Below are 25,334 nucleotides of genomic sequence, written 5' to 3'. Positions count from 1 at the left end.
CGTGGTTCGGGCGATGGCAATCCGAAGCAGACATGGCTCCGGCCACAGCGATTTGCGGGATGGGAAGGGTGAGGCTGCGCGACGTCGTGTCGATCTAGCCCGCCACCAGCGCGAAGGGAGGCGTTCCTCCCTAGCCGACATGCTCGGCGCGCAGCTTCTTCTTTATCTGCTCGAGCGCTGCCTCGCCGCCCCTCGCCAGTTCATCGGCGTTCCTTGCCAGCTTGTCATCGGCGTTGCGGTATTTGCTGCCCCAGGCGCCGAGCGTCGCCAGCACCGGCAACAGGTCGATGCCCGCCTCCGTCAGCTTGTAGATCGCCTTGAGCTTGTGCGTGGGGTCGTCGCTTCTTGTGACGATGCCCTCATCCTGCAAGGTCTGCAGCCGCTCGGCCAGGGTGCGCGACGAGATGCCTTCGCCTGATAGCAGGAACTCCCGGAAGTGCCTTTTTCCCGCGAAAATCATGTCGCGGATGATCAGCAGCGTCCAGCGGTCACCGAGCAATTCGAGCGATAGGCTGATGGGACAGCCGGATCTTTCCCTGGTCGACATTTAAATGCTTCCATTTTTAAATCACTTTACTATTGACATCATTTTTCACTCATGTCAATGGCTCCGAAAGTAAAGCAATAACCAACGCCGCCTGACCTGGCGCTGGTGACACCAGAGCTCAGGAGAACGACGATGAGAAAACTGATCCTGCAGATGCAGATATCGGTCGACGGTTTTGTCGGCGCGGCCGGCGATGAGCACTGGCAGCTCTGGGAATGGGGCGCCAACTGCCCGTGGGACGACGACTTGAAGCAGGATTTCAACACGGTGTTCGCTGGCATCGACACCATTCTGCTCAGCCGCAAGATGGCCGAAGAAGGCTATCTAACCCATTGGGGCAATGCCGCAAAAAGCTATCCGCGCGATCCCTTCTACGCTTTTGCGCAGCGCATCGTCGAGGCGCGCAAGGTGGTGCTGAGCGACAAGCTCGCGGCATCGCGGTGGGAGCGCACGACGGTTGCCAGCGGCGACCTGCCGCGCGAGGTCAAGGCGCTGAAAGCTGAAGGTGAAGGCGACATGGCGGTATTCGGCGGCGCCGGCTTTGCCTCGGCGCTGATTGCAGCGGGGTTGGTCGATGAGTTCCAGCTGTTCATCAATCCGGCCGCGCTGGGCGACGGCGAGCGGATTTTCGACCGTGGCGGCTTCCGGAAATTGCGCCTGCTCGGCTCTAAAGCCTATGCCTGCGGAATGGTGGTGAACCGCTACGCGCCGGCAATGTGAAGCAGTTCAGCGATTGAATCCGTGGACCGCTTCAACTCTTTGTTTTTACGAGAACTCCGGACGGATCACCGCAACCCGCTCCTCGTGAACCTGCGCTAGAAATTGATCTCGACCGAAGCGGCACTTCGCTTTGCCGGCCCGTGAAACACCGCCTCGATGTTGTTGCCGTCGGGGTCGAGCAGGAAGGCGGCGTAGTAGCCGGGGTGGTAGGGCCGCTCACCCGGCGCGCCATTGTCGGCCCCACCGGCATTGAGGCCGGCCCTGTAGAAGGCATCGACCATGGCGTTGTCCCTGGCCTGGAAGGCCAGATGATGGCGCCCGGTCAGTTGTCCTCTCGCCGCCCGGCTGTCGAGGCTTGAGATGAACAGTTCGTCGGCCCAGAAATAGTCCTCGGCCTCGCCGCCGATCGGAATGCCGAGCACCTTGAAGGCGGCTTCATAGAAGCCCCGGCTCGCCTTGAGGTCCCTGACCACCAGCTGGACGTGGTCGATGAGGCGGCCGCGATGCAGTTCCATGAGCGATCTCTCCCGTCGCGAGACCACAAAGCTAGTGCCGCGGAGCGGCTCGTCAATTCGGCAGTCTATTTGTCGGCGCGCTTGGCAGCCTTACACCCTGCTTTTGTCATATCCGGATGGACTTCCACGCAGACCGGATAAAAAATGCAACCGGATTGTCGGATTCGAAATCCCGCCAACGTCCTTCGGACGCAAGCGGCGCAACGGAGCTGGAGCGAGTGGCGCCGCATCGAAACCGATCTCGGGAGAAGAGCATGAACAGTTCCTACCGTTGGGTGATCGTCGCGTGCGGCGCGCTGATGACCTGTGTGGCGCTCGGCGCGATGTTTTCGCTGGCGATCTTTCTCGAGCCGATGGCGCTCGACACCAACTGGTCGCGAACCGGCATTTCCAGCGCCATGACGCTGAATTTCTTGGTGATGGGCGCAGGCGGTTTCGCCTGGGGCGCCATCTATGACCGTGTCGGCGCCCGCCCGGTGGTTTTTGCCGGCGCGGTGCTGCTCGGCCTGTCGCTGGTGGTGGCGAGCCGAGCCCAATCGCTGCTAGTCTTCCAGCTGAGCTATGGCGTCATCGTCGGGCTGGCGGCCAGCGCCTTCTTCGCGCCGATGATCGCGCTGACCACCGCCTGGTTCGAGACCCATCGCAGCCTGGCCGTGTCGCTGGTCTCGGCCGGCATGGGCGTGGCGCCGATGACCATTTCACCCTTCGCGCGCTGGCTGATCACCGCCTACGACTGGCGTACCGCCATGTTCGATATCGGCATCATGGCCTGGGTGCTGTTGCTGCCGGCCGTCTTCCTGGTGCGCCAGCCGTCGACGGCGGTCGCGGCAGCGGATGGCAGCGCGCCCGCGCCTGCCGCGGCCCCCGGCATGTCAGTCGGCCAGGCGCTGCGCTCGCCGCAATTCCTGGTGCTGGGTATGACCTTCTTCGCCTGCTGCGCAGCGCATTCGGGGCCAATCTTCCACATGGTGAGCTATGCCATGTCGTGCGGCGTGGCGCCGATGGCAGCCGTGTCGATCTACAGCGTCGAGGGCCTTGCCGGGCTTGGCGGGCGCGTGCTCTACGGCGTGCTCGGCGACAGGCTGGGCGCCAAGCCGGTGCTGATCGTGGGCCTCGCCATCCAGGCGGTGGTGATCGCCGCCTATCTCGCCGTCGGCAATCTCGAGCAGTTCTATCTCCTGGCGATCATCTTCGGCGCCACCTATGGCGGCGTCATGCCGCTCTATGCGGTTCTGGCGCGCGACTATTTCGGGCCGCGCATCATCGGCACGATACTTGGCGCCGCGACCCTGTTGTCCAGCCTCGGCATGTCGTTCGGCCCGCTCGCCGGCGGCATGATCTTCGACGCCTATGCCAGCTATTCCTGGCTGTTCATCGGCTCGGCGCTGATCGGACTCGGTGCTGCCGGCATCGCCATCGCGTTCCCGCCGCAGCCCGGCCGAGAGAGGCTGCAGGCGGCATGAGCGAAATTTCCCCTCGAGGGCAAATACTCATCACCCTGTCGCCGTTCCCGAGCGCAGCTCTTCCCTGACCTCGTCGTCGCGGCTGAGCCTGGCGTCCGAGATCAGCACCACCGGGCATTGGCAGCGCTGCAGCACGCCTGTGGTCGTCTCGCCAAAGAAGAGTTCCTCGCCAGGGCGCCGCGCCACGCCCATGACGATCAACGCCGCCCCCCTGCCGGCCTGGCGGGCAATGGCATCGGCGGCGGCGGCCCGGCTGCGGATGGCCGTCTCGATCTCGACGCCATAGCGGTCGGCTAGTGCGACGGTATCCTTCAGCACCGCCTCCCTGCGGCGATGCGAGACAGTGTCGCGCGGTTCATCGCGGCCGACGCGCGCTACATAAAGTATCTTGACCCGCGCACCCGTGACCGCTGCAATCGCCAGTGCCATTTCGGCACCCCGGCGGGCGATCGCGGTGCCGTTGACCGGAACCAGAATCTTCCCGCCTTCAGGTCCTAGCCTTGGCATCTGGCGGCCGGCGCCGGTCGCCTTCAGCACCAGGCATAGCGGGCCCTCGAAGGCGCCGGCGATCTCGTTGATGCGGCGGGCAAACCCACCTTTCGACGTGACCGCGCGGCCGAGCCCGATCAGCAGCAGCCCATAGCCTTTGCGCGCCTCCTTGGCAACCGTTTCGGCCGAAAGCTCGGCCTCGTGGCGCCGCGTGACAGGCGCCGCGCGGGCCAGTTCCTCGTCCGAACTCCTGGCGGCCTCGCGGCTGTCCTCGGCACCCTTTTCGATCGGCCCGAGCTTCGCATCCGTGCCGGGCTCGGCCTCCTCCCCCTCGCCTCGGGCATGCAGCACCGTCGTCGGCCTGCCGGCGCCCACGACTCCTGCGAGGTAAGCAGCAAAGCGGCCGACAACGCCCTCATCGGTCACCACCAGCAGTCGTTCCAGATTGGCGATGAAGCCGCGTTGGTCGATCTCCTCGCGCTCCAGACGCTTCTTCTCGTTCTCGCCCATCGGCAAGCGGCCGAGTGCCCAACGCAAGGTCGGCGGCATGGCGAGCGTGGTGATGACGGCCATGGTCACGATCATGGTGAAAAGATTGTGCGACAGAACGCCGATCGACAGGCCAATAGAGGCGACGATGACTTCGGTCGAGCCGCGCGCGTTCATGCCGCAACCGACGGCGATGCCTTCCTTGCGGCTCATGCCGGCAAGCTCGGCGCCGATGAAGGCGCCGGCGAATTTGCCGAAGCTGGCGATCAGCACCAAAGCGGCCGTGAGTAGCGCAAGCTCGTGGTCGACAAGCACGGTGAGATCCGCCGAAAGGCCGGCGACGCCGAAGAAAACCGGCATGAACAGCGCCATGATGACGCCGCGCAATTGCCCTTCGATATGACGCGACAGGATCGGCGATTCCCCAACCAGTATGCCGGCGACGAAGGCGCCGAGCACGGTGTGGACGCCGATCAGATCGGTGATCAGCGCCATTGCGCCCATGATGGCGAGAATGACGGTGACGACGGCGTATTCGCTGCGGAACGTATCGTTGGTCCAGCGGATGGCGTCGAAGACGATGCGGCGGCCAATCGTGAAGGAAAACCCCATGAAGGCGGCGACGCCGACAATGGTGAAGGCAAGGCTGCCGAGCTCGATGCGCCCCTTGGTGGCGATGCCGATGGTGATGGCGATGATCACCCAGCCGATCGTGTCCTCGATGATGGCCGACGAGACGATGATCTGATCGAGATCGCGGCGCATGAAGTTCATCTCGCGCACCACCATGGCGACGATCTTGACCGAGGAGATCGACAGCGCCGTGCCGAGGAAGAGACCGGCGACAATGCGCTCGGTTCCGTCGGCCAGCAGCGAGGCCGGCATGAACTGCGCGGCGGTGAAGCCGAGCGCGAAAGGCACGGTGACGCCGCGGCGGAGATGGAAAAGCACGCACGGCCGACCCTGCGCACCAGCCGCAGATCCGTCTCCATCCCGGTGAGCAACAGAAGCATCAACACGCCGAGCTGGGCGATGGCGCTGATCATGCTCTTTTGGGTGGCGTCGCCTGAAAAGATCACGCGTTCTGCTTCCGGCAATAGCCAGCCGAGCAGCGATGGCCCGAGCAGGATGCCGCCGATGAGCTGACCCATCACCGCCGGCTGGCCGAGACGCTCCAGCAACTCGCCGATGCCGCGGCCGACGAGAAGCAGAAGGAGGATTTCGAGAACGAAAATGCCCTCGCTGGACATGCCGGTCTTTTCGGCTGCCAACGATGCGGCCGGCATGAATGCGAAAGCTGCCGCGGCTAGCGCGACCGACCGGCGCCGGTTGACCACGAAGGACATGCACCCCCTCATTGTGCCCGGTATAACGTTTTAAGGGCGAGATCGGTTGCACGCCACGCTCCCTTGGCGCGCCGCAGGTTCCTCCTTACCTGAATCGCATAACGGGCCTATCTGACTGCGGATAAGCGGCCGAGACCCGGGCCGGCGACGGAACATTTTCAACCGATTGCGCGTTGCGCGGATGGGGATGACCGGCGTCGTTTCGGCCGGCCATGGCGTTGGGAGGCGCGTGGCAAGGGATGTCCCAGGTCAAGACCGTGAAAACCGACGAAGCGGCTGCAGCGCCGCGGGCCTCTGATGCGTGCGCGCTGAAGCTCACCTCATCGGAATTCGTGGCCACCATGTCGCATTTCCACCGCGCCGAAATAGCCCGCATGGCCGGCTGGCGCGACCGGCTGGACCGTACCAGCAACTGGGCGATTACTGTCGTCGCCGCCATGCTCTCAGTCTCACTCTCGACGCCCAGCGCCCATCACGGGGTGCTGCTCTTTGCCATGCTGCTGACCACGCTGCTGCTATGGATCGAGGCGCGGCGCTATCGTTTCTTCGACGTCTACCGGGCCAGGGTGCGCCAGTTCGAGCGCTATTATTTCGCGCAGATCTTCTCGCCGCAGCCCGACTACGCCTCCAACTGGCTGGCCATCGTCGGCGAAGGCCTGCGTTCGCCGCGCTTCCTGATCTCGCAACGCGCGGCGTTGGTGCGCCGGCTGCGCCGCAACTACATTTTCATGTACACGATCCTGATGCTGGCGTGGGTGCTGAAGATCACGACGCCCAGTCTGCAGCGCGAAGGGTCGCCGATAGGCTTGGGCGCGTCATTTCTCGACGCCGCGCGCGTGGCGCAGCTCGGCCCGGTTCCAGGCATCTATGTCGTGTGCATGGTCGGGCTGTTCTATGTCGGCCTACTCGCAGCCGCTTTCCTCATCTCAAGCGCCGAGGGCGAGCTTTCGCATGGCACCGTGCATGTCTGAGAGCGGCCTCGAAAAGCGCAATCTGCCGCGGTGATCTTCAACAGACATTGTCGACCATCAGAGCGGTCGCTTCCGACCGGCTTGCGGCTTCCTCAACCGGAAGCCGTGCGCGATGGCGCTTGTAGGCGGTGAGCGCGATGACCAGCACGCAGCATACGGCGTTCAGCCAGTTGATCGCCGCCAGAGCGGGATCGTTCAGATTGATGTGGGCGTAGAGTCCCGTCGTGGCGTTGGCGCCTGTCCACAACAGCCAGGTCGCGTAGGAAATCGCCGACGCCCCGTGCCTGTCCCGGGCCACCCGCACGATCTGCGGCAGGTAGGACACCACGCGCAAGCCATTGAAAATAGTGAAGAGATAAAAAGACAGATCTGCAAGTGTCATCCGAAACCCCTGTCATGGCCGGACGTCCCATAGCGTTCCTTGCAGTGGCGGCATGTGAGCCCGTTCACATGCCGGCTTCGATTTTCCTGTTGCGGCCCGGCACCCGGATTCTTTCGCCATGTGGGCCGTTCGCCGTGAGCCAGCCCGACGAGGTCGACATGAACCAGATCCTGTTTCGGCCGACGGCGCGGGAGTACTAAACAGATCTCGTGCTTGGGCAAAGTTCGGGTTGACCGCTGCCAAGAGCGCGGCGACTATCCCTGCAACGTGCAGGAGGACATGAGAATGGACGAACCCGATCGCTGGCGGCACATGGCGAGCGCGCCCAAGGACGGCAGCCGCATCCTGGTCACGGTCAGGCCATCGGAACAGGGGCCGGCCGAGGTCGACCTCGCTTACTGGTCGCGCGCCGACCAGTTCGGCACGGAGGGCTGGCGCTCTTCCGATTCGTCGCCAGGACGGGTGATCGAATACCCCGAACCGGAGTTGAAATGCTGGATGCCGCTGCCGACGGCCAATCTGAGCCGGGCTTCAATGCCAAGTCCGTGGCAAGGCGAAGACGTCCCGCTGCTCGACGGCTCCGGGATATGATCTCGGCGGGATGACCGTAGGAAATACGCTGCCGGCCCAATACTTGACGGCCTTACTTCGGCCGACGCACCGATCGCACCATGCCGCCGGGGCCGCTGCCGCAAAAGAAGCGGTCGCCGCCGTCGGATTCGAGCCCGGAAACGCCCACCCCCGCCGGCATGTCGAGCCGTTCCAGCACCTTGCCAGTTTGCGGATCGACGCGCCGGACATCGCTCTGGTCGCCTTCCCAGGTGCCGTGCCAGAGCTCGCCATCGACCCAGGTCACTCCGGTGACGAAGCGGTTTGAGTCGATGGTCCGCAGGATTTTCCCGGTCTCGGGATCGATCTGGTGGATCTTGCGCTCCCGGTTCTGCCCGACCCAGAGCGTGCCCTCGGCCCAAGTCATGCCGGAATCGCGGCCGCCGCCGGGCGCCGGGATGGTGGAGAGCACCTTGCCGGTATCCGGGTCGATCTTCTGGATGCGGTCCCCGGCGAGCTGAAACATATGCCGGCCGTCATAGGCGGTGCCGGCATGGGCGGCGACATCGATCGAGCGCAGCGTCTCACCGCTTGCAGGATCGAAGGCGGTCAGCCGCTCGCCCGTCGCAAACCAGACATTCTGTCCGTCGAAGCTCACGCCGTGCACGGTGTCGACATCAGGAAAGGGCCCGTATTCGCGCAGGATTTCCGCTGCTGAATGTTTCATGTCCTGGTCCTCGATCATGGTCACCTTTCCTAGCCGTTCGGCAGCGGCGACGGGAGTAACAAGGTGGTCGTGAAACCAGCGACCGGCGGCGTCATCCAGCGCCGCGCCCGGCCGTGGCCGAAGGACTGCACCTTGCCGGTCTCGGCCAACTGCTCGAGCGCCCGCTGTACGCTGCGCTGTCCGGCGCCCAGCGCCAGCGCCAACGCCGAGCTGGCCCAGGATTCACCATCGGCCAGGAAGGCCAGCACCGCGGCGTGCCGCTCCTCGATCGGCCGCGCCAGCACCGCCACGGAGCCTGCTTCGCGCGGCTTTAGCGCAAAGCCCTGGCTGGTCGCGCCGATGCCCGCCAGCGGCCGCAATTCGGCGCGCAGCCGGCCGATTTCGACCCGCAGCCTGGCGCGATGCGATTCATCGGCATGCCGGCCGCCAAAGGCGCGGGCAATCAGCGTCGCCCTCGGCACATCCGCCGGCCAGGCTTCGGCAAGCGCGCGCGCCAGCGCAAACAGCACCGGCCGCGTTGCCAGCGAGATCGTTGTTTCCTGCTTGTGCACGATATAGCGGAAGGTATCGACGACCAACGCCGGCGACGCCTGCAGCGCCTCGATCTCCTCGAGCAGCAGCGGGCGCTCCTCGCCGCCGGCGATCAGCCGCGCTGCCGGCGTGTCCAGCGCGAGGAAGGCGCTGTCGACCTCCGCCATGAGACCCGGAATGCCGGCCCGGCGGGCGGCATGGCGCGCCCACTCAAGGGCTGCGCGCGCGGCCATCGTCTTCAGGCGCCGCATGGCGATGCCGGCAACCGCGAGTTCATGCGCAGCGCGTGAGGCCGGCGGAAGCGGCGACGGATCGAGCCGAGCCAGCACGTCTTCAGCCTCGTCGAGGCGGCCGATCAGAAGCAGGCGGCGCACCTTGAGATGCCCGGCATGCGCCGCGTTCAGCCGGTCGCCATGCTTTTCCAATGTCGACCGCGCCGCGTCGAGCGCCTTGGATGGCCAGCCGAGATCACGCGAAACAAGCGCGATCTCGGCTTCGGCGACAACGCACCTGGCGCGCGCCACCGCCTCCTTTGGACCGAAGGCACGGCCGGCCCTACGCAACAGTACTTTGGCGCGATCGAAATCGCCGAGCTGCGCCATGGCAATGCCGCGCAACGCCAGCGCCGGGGCATCCTCGCGCAAGGCGACGCGGTCGAGTGCCGCCAGCGGATTGCCCGCCGCCAGCGCCAGCCCTGCCGCGGTGATCAGCGAGTCCATGCAAATCCCGTCACATTTGTAACTCCCACCGCTCCCCTTACCGGCCCTAACTTAAGTCACCACCGCCAAGCAGCAAGCCGCGGACGGCGACCTAGCCATCTGGACTGGTTGAAGACGCCCAGGCCTGCGTTGACGGCAATATTCGCATTCGCTAGCCTGAGCATCTCAGACAGTCGTATTAAGCTTCTCAATAGGGAAAATCCGACCATGCCTGCTTCCGAGGACTTCGAGCCCACCGTGCGGCCTCGCCACCCCTGCTGCGGTGGCCCGCCTGCAAATGCCGTCACATTTGTAACTCCGCCCTCGCCGCCTCGCGGCCCTAGCCTGCCTCACGATCAACAGTCAACGACAAGCCACAACGGCTCAACAACTGGCAAAGGAAACAAGCAATGACCAAGCACGTGGCAATGAAGACCCCACCGGTCGTTTCAAGGCAGGAATGGGAAGCCGAGCGCGAAAAGATGCTGGTGAAGGAAAAGGCAACGATGCGCGCCAGGGACGCGCTGTCGGCCGAGCGCCGGCGCATGCCATGGATGGAAGTAGACAAGGCCTATGTGTTTGAAGGTCCCAACGGCAAAGCGAGCCTGCTCGATTTGTTCGAGGGCCGGCGGCAGTTGATCGTCTACCGCGCCTTCTACGAACCCGGCGTCCACGGCTGGCCCGAACATGCCTGCCGCGGCTGTTCGCTCGGCGCCGACCAGGTCGGCCATCTCGCCCATCTCAACGCCCGCAACACCACGCTTGCCTATGCCTCGCGCGCGCCGCAGGCCGACATTGTCAGCTTGAAGCGGCGGATGGGTTGGGAGATGCCCTGGTACACAATCACCGACAGTTTCGACAAGGATTTCGGCGTCGACGAATGGCACGGCCACAACGTGTTCATCCAGGACGGCAAGAAAGTGTATCGCACCTACTTCATCAACAACCGCGGCGACGAGCAGATGGGCACGGTCTGGAGCTACCTCGACGCAACGCCGCTCGGCCGCCAGGAAATCTGGGAGGATTCGCCCGAAGGCTATCCGCAGACCGAGCTCTACAGCTGGTGGAACTGGCACGACAATTACGACGCCGCACCCGACAAGACGTGGGAGGAAGTGTCGGCGGCCGGCGAAGCCGCGTTCCGCAACAAGGACGGCAAGTAAGGACCTGGAGCGGCGCCCATCCAGCTTGGTTTCCTGTCCCTCACGGGACAGGAAACCCGGGCATTGATCATCAAGGGATTACGACCATGAGCGATATCGGCACAGGCACCGGCAGTGAGGTCCCTCAACGCTCCGATGCAGTTTCTCTCCGCACCGCCGACTGGCTGTGCCTCGCCGCGGCCCCTGTTTTCGCCGTGATGGCGCTGCTTACCTGCATTCACGCTGGCGACGGCGTCATGTCGTGCCTGGGGGCCGATGCCTCCCCGTTCACCGGCATGCCGCTGATGTATCTCTTGATGAGCGCCGTCCATCTGGCGCCTTGGCTGCGCGTGATTTCCGGCCGGCCGGTCCGGCGATAGGCTGGACCGCCGCCGCCATGCTAACGCTCTTTACGTCGGAGAGAGACTATGAAGCTGGTCAGGCTGAGAGCGCCGGGCGGGTTGGACAAGCTAGACCTGGTCGAGGAGGATCAGCCCCGGCCTGGGCCGGGAGAAATGCTGGTCAGGATTCGCGCCTGCGCGCTGAATATGCGCGACGATTTCGCCGTACAAGGCAAGGTGCCGCTCGCCGACGGCCGCGTGCCGCTGTCGGATGGCGCCGGCGAGGTGATCGCGATCGGTGACGGCGTCGACACGTTCAAGCCGGGCGACAGCGTCGTCAGTGTTTTCTACCCCTGGTGGCTGGCCGGCGACATGAGATCCGATACAAGCCGCGACATTCCCGGAGACAGTTTCGACGGCTTCGCCAGCGAGTATGTGTGCATGCCGGCGCAGGCCTTCACCAAGGCGCCGGCGGGCTATACGCATCTCGAGGCGGCAACGCTGACCTGCACGGGCGTCACCGCCTGGCGCGGCCTGGTGACATGCGGCAAGGTAAAGCCCGGCGACACGGTGCTGATCCTTGGCACCGGCAGCGTGTCATTGTTTGCGCTGCAATTTGCCAAGGCCGCCGGCGCAAGGGTCATGGCCACGTCGTCCGATGAAGGGAAGCTGGAGAAGCTCAGACGACTCGGGGCCGACAGCGTCATCAACTACAAGGCGGTGCCGGAGTGGGGCGGCAGGGCCAGGGAACTGACGGACGGTCGCGGCGTCGATCATGTGATCGAGGTCGGCGGACCGGCGACGCTGCCGCAGTCGATAACGGCCTGCCGGACAGGCGGGCATATCGCACTCATCGGCGTCCTGACCGGCTTTGCAGCAGAAATTTCGATCCCGGCGCTGTTTTCGAACCAGATCCGCATCAGCGGAATTTCCATCGGCAGCAAAGCCGACCAGCAGGACATGATCCGTGCCATAGAGGTCAACCGCCTGAAGCCCGTCATCGACAGCAGCTTTCCACTGCAGGATATCGCCGCCGCCTTCAGGCATTACGAAGCGCAAAGGCATTTCGGCAAGATCTGCCTCGAGCTTTAGACCCTGCGATCGGCATTCCTACCCAGCGGCCGGCGCCAGCGTCCCGCTTGCCATCAGGCCCCAGAGTTGATCGGCGGTCAGTTGTCTGGCCGAGCCGTCGTAGGCCACCCGGCCGAGGCTGAGCACCACGATCCTGTCGGCCAGCGCCCTGACCGTCGACAGGTCGTGCGTGACCAGGATGACGCCGGTGCCGCTGGCGGCGATCGAACGGATCAGTTTGACGACCTGCGCGGTCTGCTTGACGCCAAGCGCGGCGGTGGGCTCGTCGAGGCAAATCAGCTTGACGTGATCGGCAAGCGCGCGGGCAATGGCGATGGACTGCCGCTGGCCGCCCGACAGCGAGCGCACCAGAACGTTTTCGTCGCGAAGCGTGACGCCCAGCGCGGCAAGCCGGGCACGACACTGCTCGGCGGCCTTTCGGTCGTCGCGAACCGGGAAGACACCGAGCCAACGCCGCGTTTCCTCACGCCCGAGGATCATGTTGTGGGCGACGCTGAGGTTTGGGCAGAGCGCCAAATCCTGATAGACGGTCTCCAGGCCGGCGCCGCGTGCATCCTGCGGGCTCCTGAAGGAAATCGGCTGGCCCTCGAGGGTCATCGCGCCGGCATCGGGCTGGATGGCGCCCGAAATAATCTTCACCAGCGTCGACTTGCCGGCGCCATTGTCGCCGAGCAGACAGACGATCTCGCCTTTGCCGACCGTGAAGCTCGCCTCTTCCAGGGCCGTCAGCGCGCCGTAGGATTTGCGGGCGCCGGCAATTGAGAATGCCGGACCTTGCGGGGCTTCTCCATTGCCCGCCGTCACGGCAGGGCCGGCCGATGCGACGGCACCATTGTCCGCCACCGTGAAGTTGGTCGCGGCCACCAGGGCGCGCCGGCCGCGAAAACCGATCGCAGCCTGGTCGGCCACCAACGCCAGCAACAGCATGCTTCCCACTGAAATGGATTGCCACCATGATTGCAGGCCGACGAAGATCAGTCCTGCATTGAGGATGCCGATGGTGGCAACGCCGATGGCGATGCCGAGCGGCCGGCCGGAGCCGCCGGAAAAAGCGACGCCGCCAAGGATCGCGGCGGTGAGCACGTCGAGCTCGAAGCGAACGCCGATGGTCGGCGTGATGCTGCCGAGACGACCGGCGATCAGAACCGAGACCAAACCGATCAGCAAGCCATTGGCGGCGTAGAGGCCAACCACCGTGCGTCCCACAGGAATGCCGCAGAGTTCGGCCGCGCGTGGGTCGCCGCCGATGGCATAGATTCTTAGTCCCGTGACCGTGCTGGTCAGGACAAAGGCTCCGGCGACAAAGACCAGCGCGGCGATGACCACGGTGTACTGGATGCCGAAGATCTTGCCCCGCCCCAATTCGAGCAGAGCCTCGGGAAAACCATAGACCGCGGTGCTGGAGACGACGAAGGCAAGGCCGCCATAGAGCGCCAGCATCGCCAGCGTGACGATCAACGGCGAGATGCTCAGCCTGCGCACCAGCAGACCGTTGAGCAGACCGAGCAAAAGGCCCAGACCCAGGCCGACGCAGATCGCCAGCAGCGCGCTCTGCGTCGCCACTGCAACCTTGGCAGTGATGATGCCGATCAAGGCGACCATGCTGCCGATGGAGAGGTCGACATAGCCGGCGATCAGCAGCGCGGAGGTGCCGAGCACGGCAATCAGGATCGAGGTCGAGTTGACGCCGATGACGACGAAATTGTCGAGGCTGAAGAACGATTTGTTCAACAGCGAGAAAGCGACGATCAACCCCAGCGCAACCAGGGCAAGGCCGACGCGGCCCGAGGCTTCGCCGGGCGGCTTGGTGCCGGGCAGCAGGGATGAGGCTGCTTGCATCGGCAGCCGCTCGGATCGAACATTGTCTGTCATCATGCCCAACCGGACTCAAGGATAGGAACCGGCCGGCCAGCACGGCTGGATCCGGCCGGCGCAACACATTGGGCGCTACTTTGCCTCGGATGACCAGGGGAAATTCACATACTGGTCGCGCGTATCGTAGCAAATGTTGCCGTACATCCTGAGATAGATGTCGCGGCGCTTCGGGTCCTTGTAGACCGCGGCCGGATCGGCCACGTCGGCCTCGTATTGGGCCATGTAGTCGCTGGTCAGCGCCACGGGGAGGATATCCATCGCCTGCGGGATGCTCTTGCCCTCCAGCCAGTCGGCGGCGTGCTGGCCCATGGCATAAGCGAAGACCGGCGACGCCAGGCTGATGCTTGCCTTGTAGGGACCGCCGCCTTTCTTGATCGCGGCGACCGCCTCCGGCTCGCCGTCGATGCCGCCAAGGAACTGGTCCGGCCGCGCCTTGCCCGCCGCTTCCAGCGCAGCCAGCGCGCCGAGCACGACGGTGTCGGCGCCGAGCACGACATCGACGTCGGGATGGGCCTGGAGAATGGTGCTCATCGTGGCAAAGCCGCCTTCCTTGTTGACGGGATTGGGCGAGATGTCGGCGACGATGGTGACGCCTGGCATAGCCTTGAAGATGTCGCGCATGGCGGCAAAGCGCGGCGCCAGGAATTCCATGCTGTCATGCGACAGGATGACGACATTGGCCTTGCCGCCGAGCTTGTCCTTTATGTAGGCCGCGGCCGCTTCGGCCAGCACCTTGCCGGTCTCGTATTGCGGCGCGTTGAGCAGCGACGTCGCCGGCGGCGGCACGATGGTGCCGACATAGGCGCCCGACCAGATAAGCTCCTGCAGGCTGCGGCTCATCGAGGCCGGGTCCACGGGGGCTGCGACCAGACCGCCGATCTTGGAGGCGAGAAACAATTGCACCTGCTCGACCCCCTTGGCGGCGTCATTGTTGGCAAGCGCGCGGCGATATTCCAGGCCGCGATCCTTGGCGGCGGCGGCCAGGCCGCGGTCGACGCCCTGCATGAATTCACGCTCGTTGTCCTGCGCGAAGGCCAGCACCTTGCTCAGGCCGGGCGGTGGGCTGCAGGCCGGCGCCTTCGGGTCGAACGGCGCAAATACCGCCGGCTTGGTGAGCCCGGCCGGGCCGTCCTGCGCGCTTGCCAGGACGGTACCGCCCGCGAGCACAGCGGCAACGCCGAGCAGCGTCGCCAGCATCATGTTCCTGTCAGATCGCATTTTACTTCCTCCCTGTCGTTGATTGTTGCCGCGCTTCGTAAGCCTCGCGGTCGCTACTCTTCCCAGTCTCCCCAGATACCCACCTTCCCGCTTGCAAGTCAAAAGTTTTTCCAGTGGAATTAATTAATCAGAGATAGTCGGGTGACTCGCCCACGCGATCACGCCTTGGCGATCAGCGACTGGACGGCTTTGGCCAATTCCGTGCCGAGCACGCGATGCGCGTCGCTGTCGAGGTGAATGCCGTCTACCGCGCTCGATTCGACGACGTCGCCGGCGTTGAAGAAGGCGGCGCCGGCGCGCCGGGCCGCATCGCGGAACAGGCCGGCAAAGTGCATCGACTTTGAAGCGCCGCCCAGGAACATCTGGCCGAACCAGTCGACCTCCAGCATCGGCGGCGGCGCAACAATCAGGACCGCGGGCGCCACGCCTGCGGGGCCAGCTTCGCTGCGCAGCACAATTCTGGCCAAGATCTCAATAGAATCAGCGACATCATTCGGCGTTACCGAGAACCTGTGCTTGAGATCGTTGGTGCCGAGCATCAGGATGACGAGGTCGAGCGGCATATGCGTTTCCAGGCACACCGGGAGCGATTTGAGCCCGTTCTTGTGGAGACCTTCGATCGGATCGTCGTGCAGGGTGGTGCGCCCGCCCTGCCCTTCTTCGATCACATCCCATCCGCTGCCGAGCTGGCGGCGCATGATGCCCGGCCAGCGCCGGTCGGGCGTGAAGCGGTGCCGTCCGACCCGGGCCAGGGTGGGAATGGCGCCATAGGTATTGGAATCGCCAAAGCACATGATGGTCCGGGTCTGCGTCACGGCATTGCTCCTCCAGGCCTGCATACTTTGAACGACAGCAGGCCGGCCGGCGTCAACTACATTTTTCCATCGGGTGGATTTAAGTGTTGCCTTGCCATGCCCGCATTGCTACGTCAGCGCTTTGATCGGCTCGCCTTGCGGCCAAACTCCTTGCGCAGGGGAAAGCGTGACCGGAACCAGCTTCTTCAGTCTCGAAAAGATCGCCGAGGGCCGCAGCGGCGGAACCACGCAGGCCGAGAGCCGCATCTACAACGAACGCCTGATCGTCTCGCTCATCCGCCGGCACGGGCAGCTGGCCAAGACCGATTTGACGCGGCTGACCGGGCTGGCCGCGCAAACCATCACCACCATCGTCAACCGCGCCGCCGACAACAAGCTGCTGCTGCGCCTGGAGCCTTTGCGCGGACGGCTGGGGCAACCCTCGGTTCCCTATGCGTTGAACCCGAAAGCCGCGTACGCCTTCGGCCTCAAGGTCGACCGTCGCAGCGCCGATGTCGCCCTGGTCAATTTCGTCGGCGACGTGATGGCGTTCGAACGCACACTGTTCGACTATCCGACGCCCGTCGAGGTGATGAAATTCGCCAAGGGCGCCATCGCGCGCATGTGCCGCAAGCACAGATCGATAGAGCAAGACCGCATCGCGGGTCTTGGCATCGCCTCGCCATTCCATCAGTGGAACCTGAGCGAAGAGGGCGCGGTGCCGGCGAGCAGGCTGGATGCCTGGAGGGAAATCGACATTCGCGCCGAACTGGACCGGGCGTTCGACTGGCCGGTGTTCCTCTACAACGACGCCACGGTGTCGGCCGCGGCCGAACTGATGTTTGGCGCCGGCGGATCGCGCGCCGACTTTCTCTATGCCTATGTCGGGCACTTCATCGGCGGCGGCCTGGTGCTCGATCATCACTTGTTCCCCGGCCGAAACAAGCTGGCCGGGGCGCTGGGCGACATGCCGGTGCCCGCGCCGGGGCGCAAGGGCGACCGCATGATGCCGTTGCTGCGCGTCGCTTCGCTGCATTCGCTCGCCGGCAAGCTCAACGACCAGGACAATGGGGACAAGGATGCCGGCCGCATCTGGTCGTCGCCCGACGATTGGGGCGACCTTGGAGAGCCGCTCACCGCGTGGATCGATGAGGTTTCGGACGGGCTTGCCTATGCCGCCCGCAGTGCCGTTGCCTTGCTCGACATCGACAATGTGGTGATCGATGGCGCCATACCGAATGGCGTGCGCAAGGAGATCGCCAAGGCCATGCGCAGAAAGCTGGCGCGGATCCTTGTCGATCGCCCCGAGCCGTTCTCCGTCATCGAGGGGACGTTTGGCCATCTCGGCCCCGTTATCGGCGGCGCCAGCATTCCGTTGCTGGTGAAATATTCGAACGACAAGGAATTGCTCTTCAAGGAATAGGCGCGCAGCCGCCGGCACCAGGCATTTCGAACTGTGAGACTTGTCACATACCTGCTCGTGAAGCGCGTGCTACTTGCACCCTGCGGTCGGTCGACGCCGAAAGAAATCGCCTGCCATGGTCTGGCGGTGACGGGCCTTTCACTTTATGCTGTGGCAGGTTGCATACTCTCAACGGACCTTGATGCCGCAAGCGGTGTTCTCGTCGGCGTCAGGCCGCGACCAGGAGTTTTGTCATGCTCCGACTTTGCGGATTCATCGCGGCCTTCATCCTTGCCGGCCTCACAAGCTTTGAGGCCTGCGCCGATCGAAGGGTCGCGCTCGTCATCGGCAATTCCGATTATCGCGACATCCCGGCGCTGAAGAACCCGGCCAAGGATGCCCAGGACGTATCGGCCACGTTCCGGCTGGCGGGCTTCGAGGTTTTCGTCGCCGAGAATCTCACCAAGCAGCAGTTCGAAGGCCAGTTCCGGGACTATCTGGCCGCCGCCGACGGCGCCGATCTCGCCGTCGTCTACTATTCCGGGCACGGCTTTCAGATCGGCGGCGAGAATTTCCTGATACCGGTCGACGCCTCGTTGAAGAAGGCGGCCGACATCGAGGTCCAGGCCATCAAGCTCAACGACGTGCTGGAGCAGTTGCGCTCGAAGTCGAAGATCCAGGTGATCATCCTCGATGCCTGCCGCAACAACCCCTTCCCGCGCAACAATTACTGGCTGCGCGACCAGCTTGTCACCGCCGGCAATACCGGGCTGGCGCAGGTGCGAAGCTCGCTCAACACGCTGATTGCCTTCGCCACCGAACCAGGTGCGGTCGCCTATGACGGCAGCGGCGATCTCAGCCCGTTTTCATCGGCGTTTTCGCGGCGCGCGCTGGCGCCGAACCAGGAGATCCGCACGGTCATGTCGGCGGTGCGCCGCGATGTCGTGCAGGCCACCAACGGCATGCAGGTGCCATGGGAAAATTCCTCGCTAATCGACGACGTGGTGCTGGTGCGCCGCAACAATCGGCCTTCGCTGCCGCCAGTGCTGGAGAAGGTAGTGCTGTCGGGGGTCGGTCCTGTCGCTCTCGGCCTGCCGGAGCCGGTCGATGTCGATGGCGGCGCTATCAGCGTCAGCATCGAACGTCCGCCAGCAATGGGCCGTCTGGTGCTGGACGGCAAAGACGTCGCGATGGGCGAACCGATTGCCGGCAAGGACCTGCCGCGCCTGCAGATGGATATCCCCAAAGGAGCCGCCACGCAGGACGAGGTGGATATGCTGGCCTACGCCACGCATGACAATTGGGGCGGCGGAAGCCAGGGCATATTGGTGTTCCGCGTCAAGAGCGGCGAAGGTGCGGCGGGTCAGCAGATCATGGCTTCGCTCGAGGCCGAGCAGAAGCAGCAGGTGCTGGAGCGCGGCATCCACATCACCGGCGCTGCCGAAGCGATCGAGAACCGCAAGCTTGATGTTCCCGTCGGCGTCGGACCGGTCGCGCTCAATCTGGATTTCCCGACCGACGATCCGGCGGTCAGCCTGAAGGTCTCTGGGTATCCGGCAACGGGAACGCTGTCATTGCCTGATCGAACCTTGTCGCCGCAATCCAGCCTTCTGGCCGGTGAAGTCGACCATCTCCGTTACGAGCCGCAGATCGGCGCCGGCGCGCCGGTCGAGGTCGGCTTCGAAATCCGTGCCGACAGAAGCTCCGCCAAGCCGGCGACGATGAAGCTGTCGCCGACGGTCGATGCTTGCGACACCGCCGCCGGCGAGCCTCTCGACCTGCAAGGTGTGGTGCCCGGCCTGCTGCCGAACGAGATCGGCGCCGGTGCGGTGGCAGCCTGCGAGGCGGCCGTGAAAACCTATCCCGACGTCGCCCGCTTCCACTACGAGCTCGGCCGCGCGCTGCTTGCGGCCGGCAGGGTCGGCGAGGCCAGGGCAGCCATCGAGCATGCCGCCAAGAAAGGCCATGTGCGCGCCGTCTTCGAACTCGGCTATCTCAACGCAACCGGAACCGGGACGGCCATCGACCGCACCCAGGCCAACGCTCTCTACAAGGCTGCCGCAGACAAGGGCGATCCTTACGGCATGACCTCGTGGGGACGCGCGCTGTTCAATGGCTATGGCGTCAACCGCGATACGGCCAAGGGCCTCGACCTGCTGCTCAAGGCGGCGGCCATGGGGCACAGCTATGCCATGAACGATCTTGCCGCCATCTTCACCGAGGGCCGCAACGGCGTGCCTGCCGATCCGGCCCGCGCCGTCGCCTTCCTGCAAGCGGGGGTGCAGCGCCAGGACATGTATTCGATGAACCTGCTCGGCCGCAATTACCTGGCCGGCCAAGGCATCGACAAGGATCCGAAGACGGCGCAGGCGCTGTTCCAGCAGGCCACCGATCTTGGCCAGCCCTACGCGCCGGGCAGCCTCGCCCGCATGTACAGGGATGGCGCCGGTGTGCGCCAGGACCCGGCGGAAGCGCAAAGGCTGTTCGAACTGGCGACCACGCGCGGCGATCCGTCGAGCGCCTATGATCGCGCGGCGCTCGAAATGGAGAAAGGCGACAAGGCCGATCAGGCTGTCGCGGTGCGCTTCCTGGCATTCGCCGTCGCGCTCGATCTGCGCAAGGAGCTGCCGGACGCCAAAAAGGGCCTGGCGCAGTTCGGCACCAAGCCGAAAACGGCAGCTTTGGACGCCCTGCGTCGAGAGCTCAAGTCGAAGATCCCCCCGTCCGGTTCGCTGGACACGCAACTGGTCAATACGGCCCGGGGGGTCTGGGAAGAAGCCAATCCGCGTCGGGATTTGTTCTGAACAATAAGGAGGCCATGGTGGGCAAGGCATTCAAGCAGACATTCGGGCAGGCATTCATCGGGATAATTCTATCCGGCGTTCTGGCCGGGCTCATGGGCTGCACCTCGGTGTCGCCGATGTTTGAGCCGGCACCGCCGGTGAAACATCGCAAGGTGGCTCGCGCAGCACCCCAGCCAAAGGTGGTCAGATTCAAGAAGGCGGCCACCGGCAAAGTCATCAAGCCGGCGGAAGAGATCCCGCAAAAGCCGCCCGTCATTCCCGCTCTCGGCGGTAGCGGCGGAGGCAACGGCGGAAGCAGCGGCGGCGGCGGTTGGGGATGAGGATGGCGCCGAGCGAAAAACTGGTTTCCTGAAATGGGGTGACTACCCGTCACTTCGCTTGCCAGCTCCGAACCTCAACCCGTCCATCAGCAGCTTGACCAGCCGGCGCGAGCGGTCGCGCCAGTCCTTGGTGTCGGGGGCCGAGTAGATGCCGCCGAGTGCGTGCAGCACATCGGAGGCGTCGACGTCGCTGCGGATCGAGCCTTCCGCCACCGCCGCCTCGACCAGTTGCCGCAAGGCCAGCGACACCCGGCCCGACATGTCGGAGAACACGGCGGAATTGGTGTTGAACAGGATGCGCAGGCTGGCCGCCAGGCCGCGCTTGGTGGCGATGTAGTCGACGAAGCGCTGCATCCACTGTTCCAGCGCCATGTCGGCCGAATGGTGGCTGGCGAGGTCATCGGCCGCCGCACAGAGCGCCTCGACTTCACGCCGGTAGACCACTTCGACCAGATGCTCGCGGGTTGGGAAATGCCGGTAGAGCGTGCCGATGCCGACGCCGGCCTGGCGCGCGATCTCCTCCAGCGAGGCATCGACACCGTGCTCGGCAAAGGCCGCTGCCGCAACCTCGACCAGCCGGTCGCGGTTGCGCTGCGCATCGGCGCGCAGCGGCCTTGGCGCTGCGGCTTCGCGCTTCTCGTCGGCAATTGCTTGCGACTGCTCGGTCAATTTTTTCTCCACTGTCGACATATGGGGGCTTGAACCCAAAGGAGTAAGCCCCAACTGGATAAACGGAGGCGCCTCCGTTTTAGTGGAGCAGCCTTATCATATAATCAGGGGAGCCGGTATGTCACGTGTTGAGATTGTGAAGACTGAAGCATCCCCTGTCCGCTGGAGAGTCGGGGCGGCAGAGCTGCCAATCTCCCCCCTCGTGGGGGAGATGTCCGGCAGGACAGAGGGGGGCGCTGTCCCGCCAGCCTATCAGGGCCTGACCAACACCCGCTTGGAAAAGGTCTATTTCGACGCATGTAAATCGGGAACGTCGCATTCCTTCGCGCCCCCCTCTGCCCTGCCGGGCATCTCCCCCACAAGGGGGGAGATTAGGCGCACCGTCGCCTCTTCCCTTGTCCTCTCCCACTCGAGCCCCATCAATCCCAAGCGTCAAGCAACTGGAGCCAGACGCCTCATGATCGACCAAACCAAATCCACCACTATCCCAATCCGTCTCACCATCAACGGACACAGTCACGAACTGCAGGTCGAGCCGCGCGTCACTTTGCTCGACGCCTTACGCGACCGTCTTAACCTGACCGGCACCAAGAAGGGTTGCGACCAGGGCCAGTGCGGCGCCTGCACGGTGCATGTCGAGGGACACCGCGTGCTGGCCTGCCTGACGCTTGCAGCACAAGCCGAAGGCCGCGAGATCACCACCATTGAAGGATTGGCCGGCGACGACGGCACGCTTAACGCGGTTCAGGCTGCTTTCCTCGACCAGGATGCTTTCCAGTGCGGTTACTGCACGCCCGGACAGATCATGTCGGCGGTGGCCTGCATCCGCGAGGGCCATGCCGGCTCGGATGACGAAATCCGCGAATACATGGCAGGCAATCTCTGCCGCTGCGGCGCTTATCCGCACATCGTCGCCGCCGTGCGCCAGGCGGCACTGGAGGTCGCGTCATGAGGGATTTTTCCTACGTTCGCGCCGATAGCATCGATGCGGCACGACAGGCAGCCGCCCTGCCTGGGGCCATGCTGCTTGCCGGTGGCACGACGCTGGTCGATCTCGCCAAATGCGGCGTTGCCGAACCCGACAGTCTGGTCGACATCACCCATCTCAAGGGGCTCGACGCAATCAAGGTTGACGGCAGCGGCGCCATGATCGGTGCACTGACCAAGATGAGCCACGTTGCCGATCATGCCGACATCAAAAGCCGCTTCCCCGCCGTCTCGGAGTCGCTGTGGCAGGCGGCCTCCGCGCAGCTCCGCAACATGGCGACCATCGGCGGCAATCTCATGCAGCGTACGCGCTGCCCCTATTTCCGCGATCCCGCGAATTTTTCCGCCTGCAACAAGCGCTCGGCCGGCAGCGGCTGCTCGGCAATCGGCGGCGTCACCCGCGGCCATGCCGTGCTCGGCACCAGCGACGCCTGCATCGCCATGTATCCCGGCGATCTCGCCACCGCGCTGGTCGCCTTCGACGCCGTGGTTCATCTTGGCGAACGCCAGGTTGCCGTCGACGACTTCTTTCTCCTGCCCGGCGCCACGCCCGACAGGGAACATGCCATCCAACCGGGCGAGATGATCACCGCCATCAGCATACCGGCTTCCGGCACGGCCCGGCGTTCGACCTATCTCAAGGTTCGCGACCGGCAGTCCTATGAGTTCGCGGCTGCAAGCGCCGCGGTCGGCATCGACTTCGAAGCCGATTGCCGCACCATTCGCGACCTGCGCGTCGCGCTGGGCGGCGTCGCGACGAAGCCGTGGCGGGCGCACGCCGTGGAAGCGGCGCTGAAGGGCAAGGTGCTCAGCGAAGACAGGGTGCGGGCCGCCAGCTTGCTCGCCGTGGAAGGCGCCGTCGACCATGGCGCCAACCACTACAAGATCGAACTGGCGCCGCGCGTCGTCGCCCGCGCCATCCTCAAGACGGGAGCCATGGCATGACCATTCACGACCCAAGAACACGGCACGGCGACGCTTCGGACGGCACTGCCGATCAGGTTGGCGGGCGGCTGTCGCGCGTCGACGGCCCGGCCAAGATTACCGGTGCGGCAAAATACGCCGTCGAGCAGCAGCTCGACGGGCTAACCTACGGCGTTCTGGTCGAAAGCACGATCGCATCAGGCAAGGTGCGCTCGATCGACACGTCAGCCGCCGAGGCGGCACCTGGTGTGCTCAAGGTGCTGACGCCGGACACCATCATGCCGCTGAAGACTGCATCGGACTGGTTCGGCACACCGCCGCCGGACAAGCCCTACTGCCCGCTGGCGCGCGATATCACCTTTTCGGGCCAGCATGTCGCCGCGGTCATCGCGGAGACTTTCGAGCAGGCCGTTGCGGCCGCAGCCCTGGTCAAGGTCAGCTATGACGAGACGCCGGCCATCGTCGACCTCAGCGACGCCAAGGCGGGCGACGGCATTCCGATCGCCGCCATGACCAAGGAATGGGGCGACGCGCAGGCCGCTTTCGCCGCTGCCCCGGTGCGCGTCTGCGGCGCCTATAACACGCCACGCGAATACCAGGCGCCGATGGAGTCGCATGGCCTCATCGCCCGCTGGGAGGGCGACCGGCTGACCGTGTGGGAGCCGAGCCAGTGGCTCGACGGCATGGCCCGCACCTATGCCGAATGGTTCGGCGTGCCGTTCGAAAATGTACGGCTGATCTCGCCCTATATCGGTGGCGGCTTCGGCTCCAAGGCGCTGGCGCTCGGCCACGGCGCGGTGGCGGCTGCCGCGGCCAAGATGCTGGGACGGCCCGTGAGGGTGGTGATGACGCGGCCGCAGACTTTTACCGGTTATGGCGGGCGCGCCGCGACGCGCCAGACGGTGGCGATCGGCGCCGACCGTGACGGAAAGATCCAGTCGATCGTGCATCGCGGCGTCAATGAAACATCCATAGACGGCATGTGGGTCGAGCCGTTGGGCGTCGTCACCTCGATCATGTATGCGACGCCCAACTTCTCCTCGAAGCAGAATGTCGTGCGGGTGAATTCGGTGATGCCTGGCGCCATGCGCGCGCCGGGCGAAAACCCTAGCGCCTTCGGCATCGAAAGCGCCATTGACGAGCTCGCCTACGAGGTCGGCATCGATCCGCTGGAGATCCGGCTGAGGAATTACGCCGAGCAGGATCCGCACGCAAAAAAGGCTTGGTCGACGCGGCAGTTGCGCGAGGCTTTCGCGGCTGGCGCCGAACGCTTCGGCTGGGCCCAGCGCACGCCCAAACCGCGTTCGATGCGCGACGGCAACCAGTTGATCGGCTGGGGCGTCGCCGCCGGCACCTATCCGGTACGGCGCGCTTACGGCGAGGCCATCGTGCGTATCCTTGCCAACGGCTCGGTCGAGGTCGAAAGCTCCTCGATCGACATGGGCCAAGGCACGTACACGATCCTGGCGCAGACGGCGGCCGAAACGGTAGGCGTGGCGGCCGACCATGTCGTCGTGAAGCTCGGCGATTCCCGGTATCCCCGCGCCGGCGTGGCCGGCGGGTCGCGGCTGGCCGGCGTGATGACGGGCGCGGTCTACAAGGCGGCGACATCGGCGCTCGACCAGCTTGTCGGGCTGGCGATCAGCGATCCGCGCTCGCCCTTCCACGCGCTCCAGGCGAACACTTTGGTCGTCGCCAATGGCCGCATCAGGTCGCCGCGCGGCGATGGTCCCGATGTCTCGATCGCCGACCTGCTGGCCAGCGTCGGCCGCGACCGCATCGAGGCCACCGGCGACACCATGCCGGCGAACTCGACCGCCGAGGATCGCTACAAGAACTACACCACCATCGCGGCGGCGCTGCCGCACACCGAGGGCGACTATTCGCGCCACTCCTAGTGCGCGCATTTCATCGAGGTGCGCGTCGACGAGGATTTCGGCACGGTGCGCGTGTCGCGCGTGGTGTCGGCGCTGGATTCCGGCCGGCTCTACAACCCGAAACTCGCGGAGAGCCAGTGGAAGGGCGGCATCATCATGGGCATCGGCCAGGCGCTGCTCGAAGAAGGCATTGTCGACCGCAGGCATGGCCGCATCGTCAACAACAATCTCGGCGACTATCTGGTGCCGACCAATGCCGACATCCCCGATATCGAGGTCATCTCGGTCGGCATTCCCGACCTGCACTCTTCGGTGCTCGGCGGCAAGGGTGTCGGCGAACTGGCCATCGTCGGCGTAGCGCCGGCGATCGCCAATGCGGTGTTCCATGCGACGGGAAAAAGAGTGCGGGACTTGCCGATCACGCTGGAGAAGTTGATCTAGGAAGCGGCGTGCGTAATCTCC

General features: G+C 64.8%; 23 protein-coding genes and 2 pseudogenes. 14 read left to right on the top strand and 11 right to left on the bottom strand.

Features of this window, described 5'->3' with window-relative positions:
- Positions 1 to 130: 130 nt before the first annotated feature.
- Positions 131 to 547 carry a winged helix-turn-helix transcriptional regulator gene (locus tag NKJ78_RS27160; RefSeq protein ID WP_023740060.1) on the bottom strand — a complete coding sequence of 139 codons (417 nt, stop codon included), beginning with the start codon at positions 545 to 547 and terminating at the stop codon, positions 131 to 133.
- Positions 548 to 679: 132 nt separating this feature from the next.
- Between NKJ78_RS27160 and NKJ78_RS27155 the strand changes: the two genes are divergently transcribed.
- Entirely contained in the window at positions 680 to 1,267 is a 588-nt protein-coding gene (locus NKJ78_RS27155) for a dihydrofolate reductase family protein (RefSeq protein ID WP_023740061.1), read from the top strand.
- Between the two features lie 95 nt (positions 1,268 to 1,362).
- Here NKJ78_RS27155 and NKJ78_RS27150 read toward each other — a convergent pair whose 3' ends face one another.
- Positions 1,363 to 1,782, bottom strand: coding sequence for a VOC family protein (locus NKJ78_RS27150; protein WP_023740062.1), 420 nt, complete (start codon positions 1,780 to 1,782; stop codon positions 1,363 to 1,365).
- Positions 1,783 to 2,036: 254 nt separating this feature from the next.
- Between NKJ78_RS27150 and NKJ78_RS27145 the strand changes: the two genes are divergently transcribed.
- A complete protein-coding gene (locus tag NKJ78_RS27145; protein ID WP_023740063.1) occupies positions 2,037 to 3,245 on the top strand; it encodes an MFS transporter in 1,209 nt (402 codons plus the stop codon).
- 30 nt (positions 3,246 to 3,275) lie between these two features.
- On the opposite strand, the gene NKJ78_RS27140 is transcribed toward NKJ78_RS27145, so the two are convergent.
- The gene (locus tag NKJ78_RS27140; RefSeq protein WP_280806689.1) at positions 3,276 to 5,174 is read right to left on the bottom strand and encodes a cation:proton antiporter domain-containing protein; all 1,899 of its coding nucleotides are present in this window, start codon (positions 5,172 to 5,174) and stop codon (positions 3,276 to 3,278) included.
- A 47-nt stretch (positions 5,175 to 5,221) separates the two neighbouring features.
- Positions 5,222 to 5,374 (bottom strand): annotated as a pseudogene (locus tag NKJ78_RS30845) (hypothetical protein); the annotation flags it as partial.
- Between the two features lie 434 nt (positions 5,375 to 5,808).
- On the opposite strand from NKJ78_RS30845, the gene NKJ78_RS27130 reads away from it, so the two are divergent.
- The gene (locus tag NKJ78_RS27130) at positions 5,809 to 6,540 is read left to right on the top strand and encodes a DUF2270 domain-containing protein (RefSeq protein ID WP_352460492.1); all 732 of its coding nucleotides are present in this window, start codon (positions 5,809 to 5,811) and stop codon (positions 6,538 to 6,540) included.
- Positions 6,541 to 6,577: 37 nt separating this feature from the next.
- On the opposite strand, the gene NKJ78_RS27125 is transcribed toward NKJ78_RS27130, so the two are convergent.
- Positions 6,578 to 6,922: a PQ-loop domain-containing transporter gene (locus NKJ78_RS27125; RefSeq protein WP_023673886.1), complete on the bottom strand. Its 345-nt coding sequence runs from the start codon at positions 6,920 to 6,922 to the stop codon at positions 6,578 to 6,580.
- Between the two features lie 68 nt (positions 6,923 to 6,990).
- Between NKJ78_RS27125 and NKJ78_RS27120 the strand changes: the two genes are divergently transcribed.
- Positions 6,991 to 7,122, top strand: a complete 132-nt coding sequence (locus NKJ78_RS27120; RefSeq protein ID WP_352460493.1) for a hypothetical protein — start codon at positions 6,991 to 6,993, stop codon at positions 7,120 to 7,122.
- 85 nt (positions 7,123 to 7,207) lie between these two features.
- Positions 7,208 to 7,513, top strand: a complete 306-nt coding sequence (locus NKJ78_RS27115) for a hypothetical protein (protein WP_023689804.1) — start codon at positions 7,208 to 7,210, stop codon at positions 7,511 to 7,513.
- Between the two features lie 52 nt (positions 7,514 to 7,565).
- Here the strand turns inward: NKJ78_RS27115 and NKJ78_RS27110 are convergent, their stop codons facing one another.
- Positions 7,566 to 8,198 (bottom strand): Vgb family protein, encoded by a 633-nt coding sequence (locus tag NKJ78_RS27110; protein ID WP_352460494.1) that lies wholly within the window; start codon positions 8,196 to 8,198, stop codon positions 7,566 to 7,568.
- A gap of 29 nt (positions 8,199 to 8,227) precedes the next feature.
- Complete coding sequence (locus tag NKJ78_RS27105; RefSeq protein ID WP_352562738.1) at positions 8,228 to 9,448, bottom strand: helix-turn-helix domain-containing protein; 1,221 nt, start codon at positions 9,446 to 9,448, stop codon at positions 8,228 to 8,230.
- Positions 9,449 to 9,837: 389 nt separating this feature from the next.
- Between NKJ78_RS27105 and NKJ78_RS27100 the strand changes: the two genes are divergently transcribed.
- From NKJ78_RS27100 to NKJ78_RS27090, 3 genes are all read left to right on the top strand, one after another.
- Positions 9,838 to 10,590 carry a DUF899 domain-containing protein gene (locus tag NKJ78_RS27100; protein WP_352460496.1) on the top strand — a complete coding sequence of 251 codons (753 nt, stop codon included), beginning with the start codon at positions 9,838 to 9,840 and terminating at the stop codon, positions 10,588 to 10,590.
- An 86-nt stretch (positions 10,591 to 10,676) separates the two neighbouring features.
- Positions 10,677 to 10,949: a hypothetical protein gene (locus tag NKJ78_RS27095; RefSeq protein WP_023712515.1), complete on the top strand. Its 273-nt coding sequence runs from the start codon at positions 10,677 to 10,679 to the stop codon at positions 10,947 to 10,949.
- A 48-nt stretch (positions 10,950 to 10,997) separates the two neighbouring features.
- The gene (locus tag NKJ78_RS27090; RefSeq protein ID WP_352460497.1) at positions 10,998 to 12,002 is read left to right on the top strand and encodes a zinc-dependent alcohol dehydrogenase family protein; all 1,005 of its coding nucleotides are present in this window, start codon (positions 10,998 to 11,000) and stop codon (positions 12,000 to 12,002) included.
- Between the two features lie 18 nt (positions 12,003 to 12,020).
- Here the strand turns inward: NKJ78_RS27090 and NKJ78_RS27085 are convergent, their stop codons facing one another.
- The 3 genes from NKJ78_RS27085 to NKJ78_RS27075 all read right to left on the bottom strand — a co-directional run bounded on the left by NKJ78_RS27085 (position 12,021) and on the right by NKJ78_RS27075 (position 15,910).
- Complete coding sequence (locus tag NKJ78_RS27085) at positions 12,021 to 13,877, bottom strand: ATP-binding cassette domain-containing protein (RefSeq protein ID WP_352460498.1); 1,857 nt, start codon at positions 13,875 to 13,877, stop codon at positions 12,021 to 12,023.
- Between the two features lie 72 nt (positions 13,878 to 13,949).
- The gene (locus tag NKJ78_RS27080) at positions 13,950 to 15,095 is read right to left on the bottom strand and encodes a sugar ABC transporter substrate-binding protein (RefSeq protein WP_352443657.1); all 1,146 of its coding nucleotides are present in this window, start codon (positions 15,093 to 15,095) and stop codon (positions 13,950 to 13,952) included.
- 158 nt (positions 15,096 to 15,253) lie between these two features.
- The gene (locus NKJ78_RS27075; RefSeq protein ID WP_352460499.1) at positions 15,254 to 15,910 is read right to left on the bottom strand and encodes an SGNH/GDSL hydrolase family protein; all 657 of its coding nucleotides are present in this window, start codon (positions 15,908 to 15,910) and stop codon (positions 15,254 to 15,256) included.
- A 166-nt stretch (positions 15,911 to 16,076) separates the two neighbouring features.
- Between NKJ78_RS27075 and NKJ78_RS27070 the strand changes: the two genes are divergently transcribed.
- From NKJ78_RS27070 to NKJ78_RS27060, 3 genes are all read left to right on the top strand, one after another.
- The gene (locus NKJ78_RS27070) at positions 16,077 to 17,312 is read left to right on the top strand and encodes an ROK family protein (RefSeq protein WP_352460500.1); all 1,236 of its coding nucleotides are present in this window, start codon (positions 16,077 to 16,079) and stop codon (positions 17,310 to 17,312) included.
- Between the two features lie 233 nt (positions 17,313 to 17,545).
- A complete protein-coding gene (locus NKJ78_RS27065) occupies positions 17,546 to 20,095 on the top strand; it encodes a caspase family protein (protein ID WP_352460501.1) in 2,550 nt (849 codons plus the stop codon).
- A gap of 14 nt (positions 20,096 to 20,109) precedes the next feature.
- Entirely contained in the window at positions 20,110 to 20,415 is a 306-nt protein-coding gene (locus NKJ78_RS27060) for a hypothetical protein (protein WP_352460502.1), read from the top strand.
- A 42-nt stretch (positions 20,416 to 20,457) separates the two neighbouring features.
- Here NKJ78_RS27060 and NKJ78_RS27055 read toward each other — a convergent pair whose 3' ends face one another.
- The gene (locus tag NKJ78_RS27055) at positions 20,458 to 21,105 is read right to left on the bottom strand and encodes a TetR/AcrR family transcriptional regulator (protein ID WP_352460503.1); all 648 of its coding nucleotides are present in this window, start codon (positions 21,103 to 21,105) and stop codon (positions 20,458 to 20,460) included.
- 436 nt (positions 21,106 to 21,541) lie between these two features.
- Here NKJ78_RS27055 and NKJ78_RS27050 point away from each other — a divergent pair, with 436 nt between their 5' ends.
- The 3 genes and pseudogenes from NKJ78_RS27050 (at position 21,542) to NKJ78_RS27040 (ending at position 25,313) form a co-directional block, all read left to right on the top strand.
- A complete protein-coding gene (locus tag NKJ78_RS27050; RefSeq protein WP_352460504.1) occupies positions 21,542 to 22,036 on the top strand; it encodes a (2Fe-2S)-binding protein in 495 nt (164 codons plus the stop codon).
- Entirely contained in the window at positions 22,033 to 23,016 is a 984-nt protein-coding gene (locus NKJ78_RS27045; protein WP_023749542.1) for an FAD binding domain-containing protein, read from the top strand. The genes NKJ78_RS27050 and NKJ78_RS27045 overlap by 4 nt, the downstream gene beginning before the upstream one ends.
- A pseudogene (locus NKJ78_RS27040) lies at positions 23,013 to 25,313 on the top strand (xanthine dehydrogenase family protein molybdopterin-binding subunit). The gene NKJ78_RS27045 and the pseudogene NKJ78_RS27040 overlap by 4 nt, the downstream one beginning before the upstream one ends.
- Positions 25,314 to 25,334 lie beyond the last annotated feature (21 nt).

Origin of the sequence: Mesorhizobium sp. M0037 (assembly GCF_040323635.1) — a bacterium.
GTDB lineage: Bacteria > Pseudomonadota > Alphaproteobacteria > Rhizobiales > Rhizobiaceae > Mesorhizobium.
The sequence above is the reverse complement of the archived record's forward strand: the minus strand, read 5'-3'. Positions and strand labels throughout refer to the sequence as shown.

Excerpts from the sequence above, each read along its gene's own strand:
- NKJ78_RS27150 (WP_023740062.1), bottom strand. The coding sequence starts at position 1,782 with ATGGAACTGCATCGCGGCCGCCTCATCGACCACGTCCAGCTGGTGGTC.
- NKJ78_RS27100 (WP_352460496.1), top strand. The coding sequence starts at position 9,838 with ATGACCAAGCACGTGGCAATGAAGACCCCACCGGTCGTTTCAAGGCAG.
- NKJ78_RS27090 (WP_352460497.1), top strand. The coding sequence starts at position 10,998 with ATGAAGCTGGTCAGGCTGAGAGCGCCGGGCGGGTTGGACAAGCTAGAC.
- NKJ78_RS27085 (WP_352460498.1), bottom strand. The coding sequence starts at position 13,877 with ATGATGACAGACAATGTTCGATCCGAGCGGCTGCCGATGCAAGCAGCC.
- NKJ78_RS27055 (WP_352460503.1), bottom strand. The coding sequence starts at position 21,105 with ATGTCGACAGTGGAGAAAAAATTGACCGAGCAGTCGCAAGCAATTGCC.
- NKJ78_RS27095 (WP_023712515.1), top strand. The coding sequence starts at position 10,677 with ATGAGCGATATCGGCACAGGCACCGGCAGTGAGGTCCCTCAACGCTCC.
- NKJ78_RS27110 (WP_352460494.1), bottom strand. The coding sequence starts at position 8,198 with ATGAAACATTCAGCAGCGGAAATCCTGCGCGAATACGGGCCCTTTCCT.
- NKJ78_RS27160 (WP_023740060.1), bottom strand. The coding sequence starts at position 547 with ATGTCGACCAGGGAAAGATCCGGCTGTCCCATCAGCCTATCGCTCGAA.
- NKJ78_RS27060 (WP_352460502.1), top strand. The coding sequence starts at position 20,110 with ATGGTGGGCAAGGCATTCAAGCAGACATTCGGGCAGGCATTCATCGGG.
- NKJ78_RS27065 (WP_352460501.1), top strand. The coding sequence starts at position 17,546 with ATGCTCCGACTTTGCGGATTCATCGCGGCCTTCATCCTTGCCGGCCTC.
- NKJ78_RS27050 (WP_352460504.1), top strand. The coding sequence starts at position 21,542 with ATGATCGACCAAACCAAATCCACCACTATCCCAATCCGTCTCACCATC.
- NKJ78_RS27115 (WP_023689804.1), top strand. The coding sequence starts at position 7,208 with ATGGACGAACCCGATCGCTGGCGGCACATGGCGAGCGCGCCCAAGGAC.
- NKJ78_RS27120 (WP_352460493.1), top strand. The coding sequence starts at position 6,991 with ATGCCGGCTTCGATTTTCCTGTTGCGGCCCGGCACCCGGATTCTTTCG.
- NKJ78_RS27125 (WP_023673886.1), bottom strand. The coding sequence starts at position 6,922 with ATGACACTTGCAGATCTGTCTTTTTATCTCTTCACTATTTTCAATGGC.
- NKJ78_RS27080 (WP_352443657.1), bottom strand. The coding sequence starts at position 15,095 with ATGCGATCTGACAGGAACATGATGCTGGCGACGCTGCTCGGCGTTGCC.
- NKJ78_RS27045 (WP_023749542.1), top strand. The coding sequence starts at position 22,033 with ATGAGGGATTTTTCCTACGTTCGCGCCGATAGCATCGATGCGGCACGA.
- NKJ78_RS27105 (WP_352562738.1), bottom strand. The coding sequence starts at position 9,448 with ATGGACTCGCTGATCACCGCGGCAGGGCTGGCGCTGGCGGCGGGCAAT.
- NKJ78_RS27130 (WP_352460492.1), top strand. The coding sequence starts at position 5,809 with ATGTCCCAGGTCAAGACCGTGAAAACCGACGAAGCGGCTGCAGCGCCG.
- NKJ78_RS27155 (WP_023740061.1), top strand. The coding sequence starts at position 680 with ATGAGAAAACTGATCCTGCAGATGCAGATATCGGTCGACGGTTTTGTC.
- NKJ78_RS27145 (WP_023740063.1), top strand. The coding sequence starts at position 2,037 with ATGAACAGTTCCTACCGTTGGGTGATCGTCGCGTGCGGCGCGCTGATG.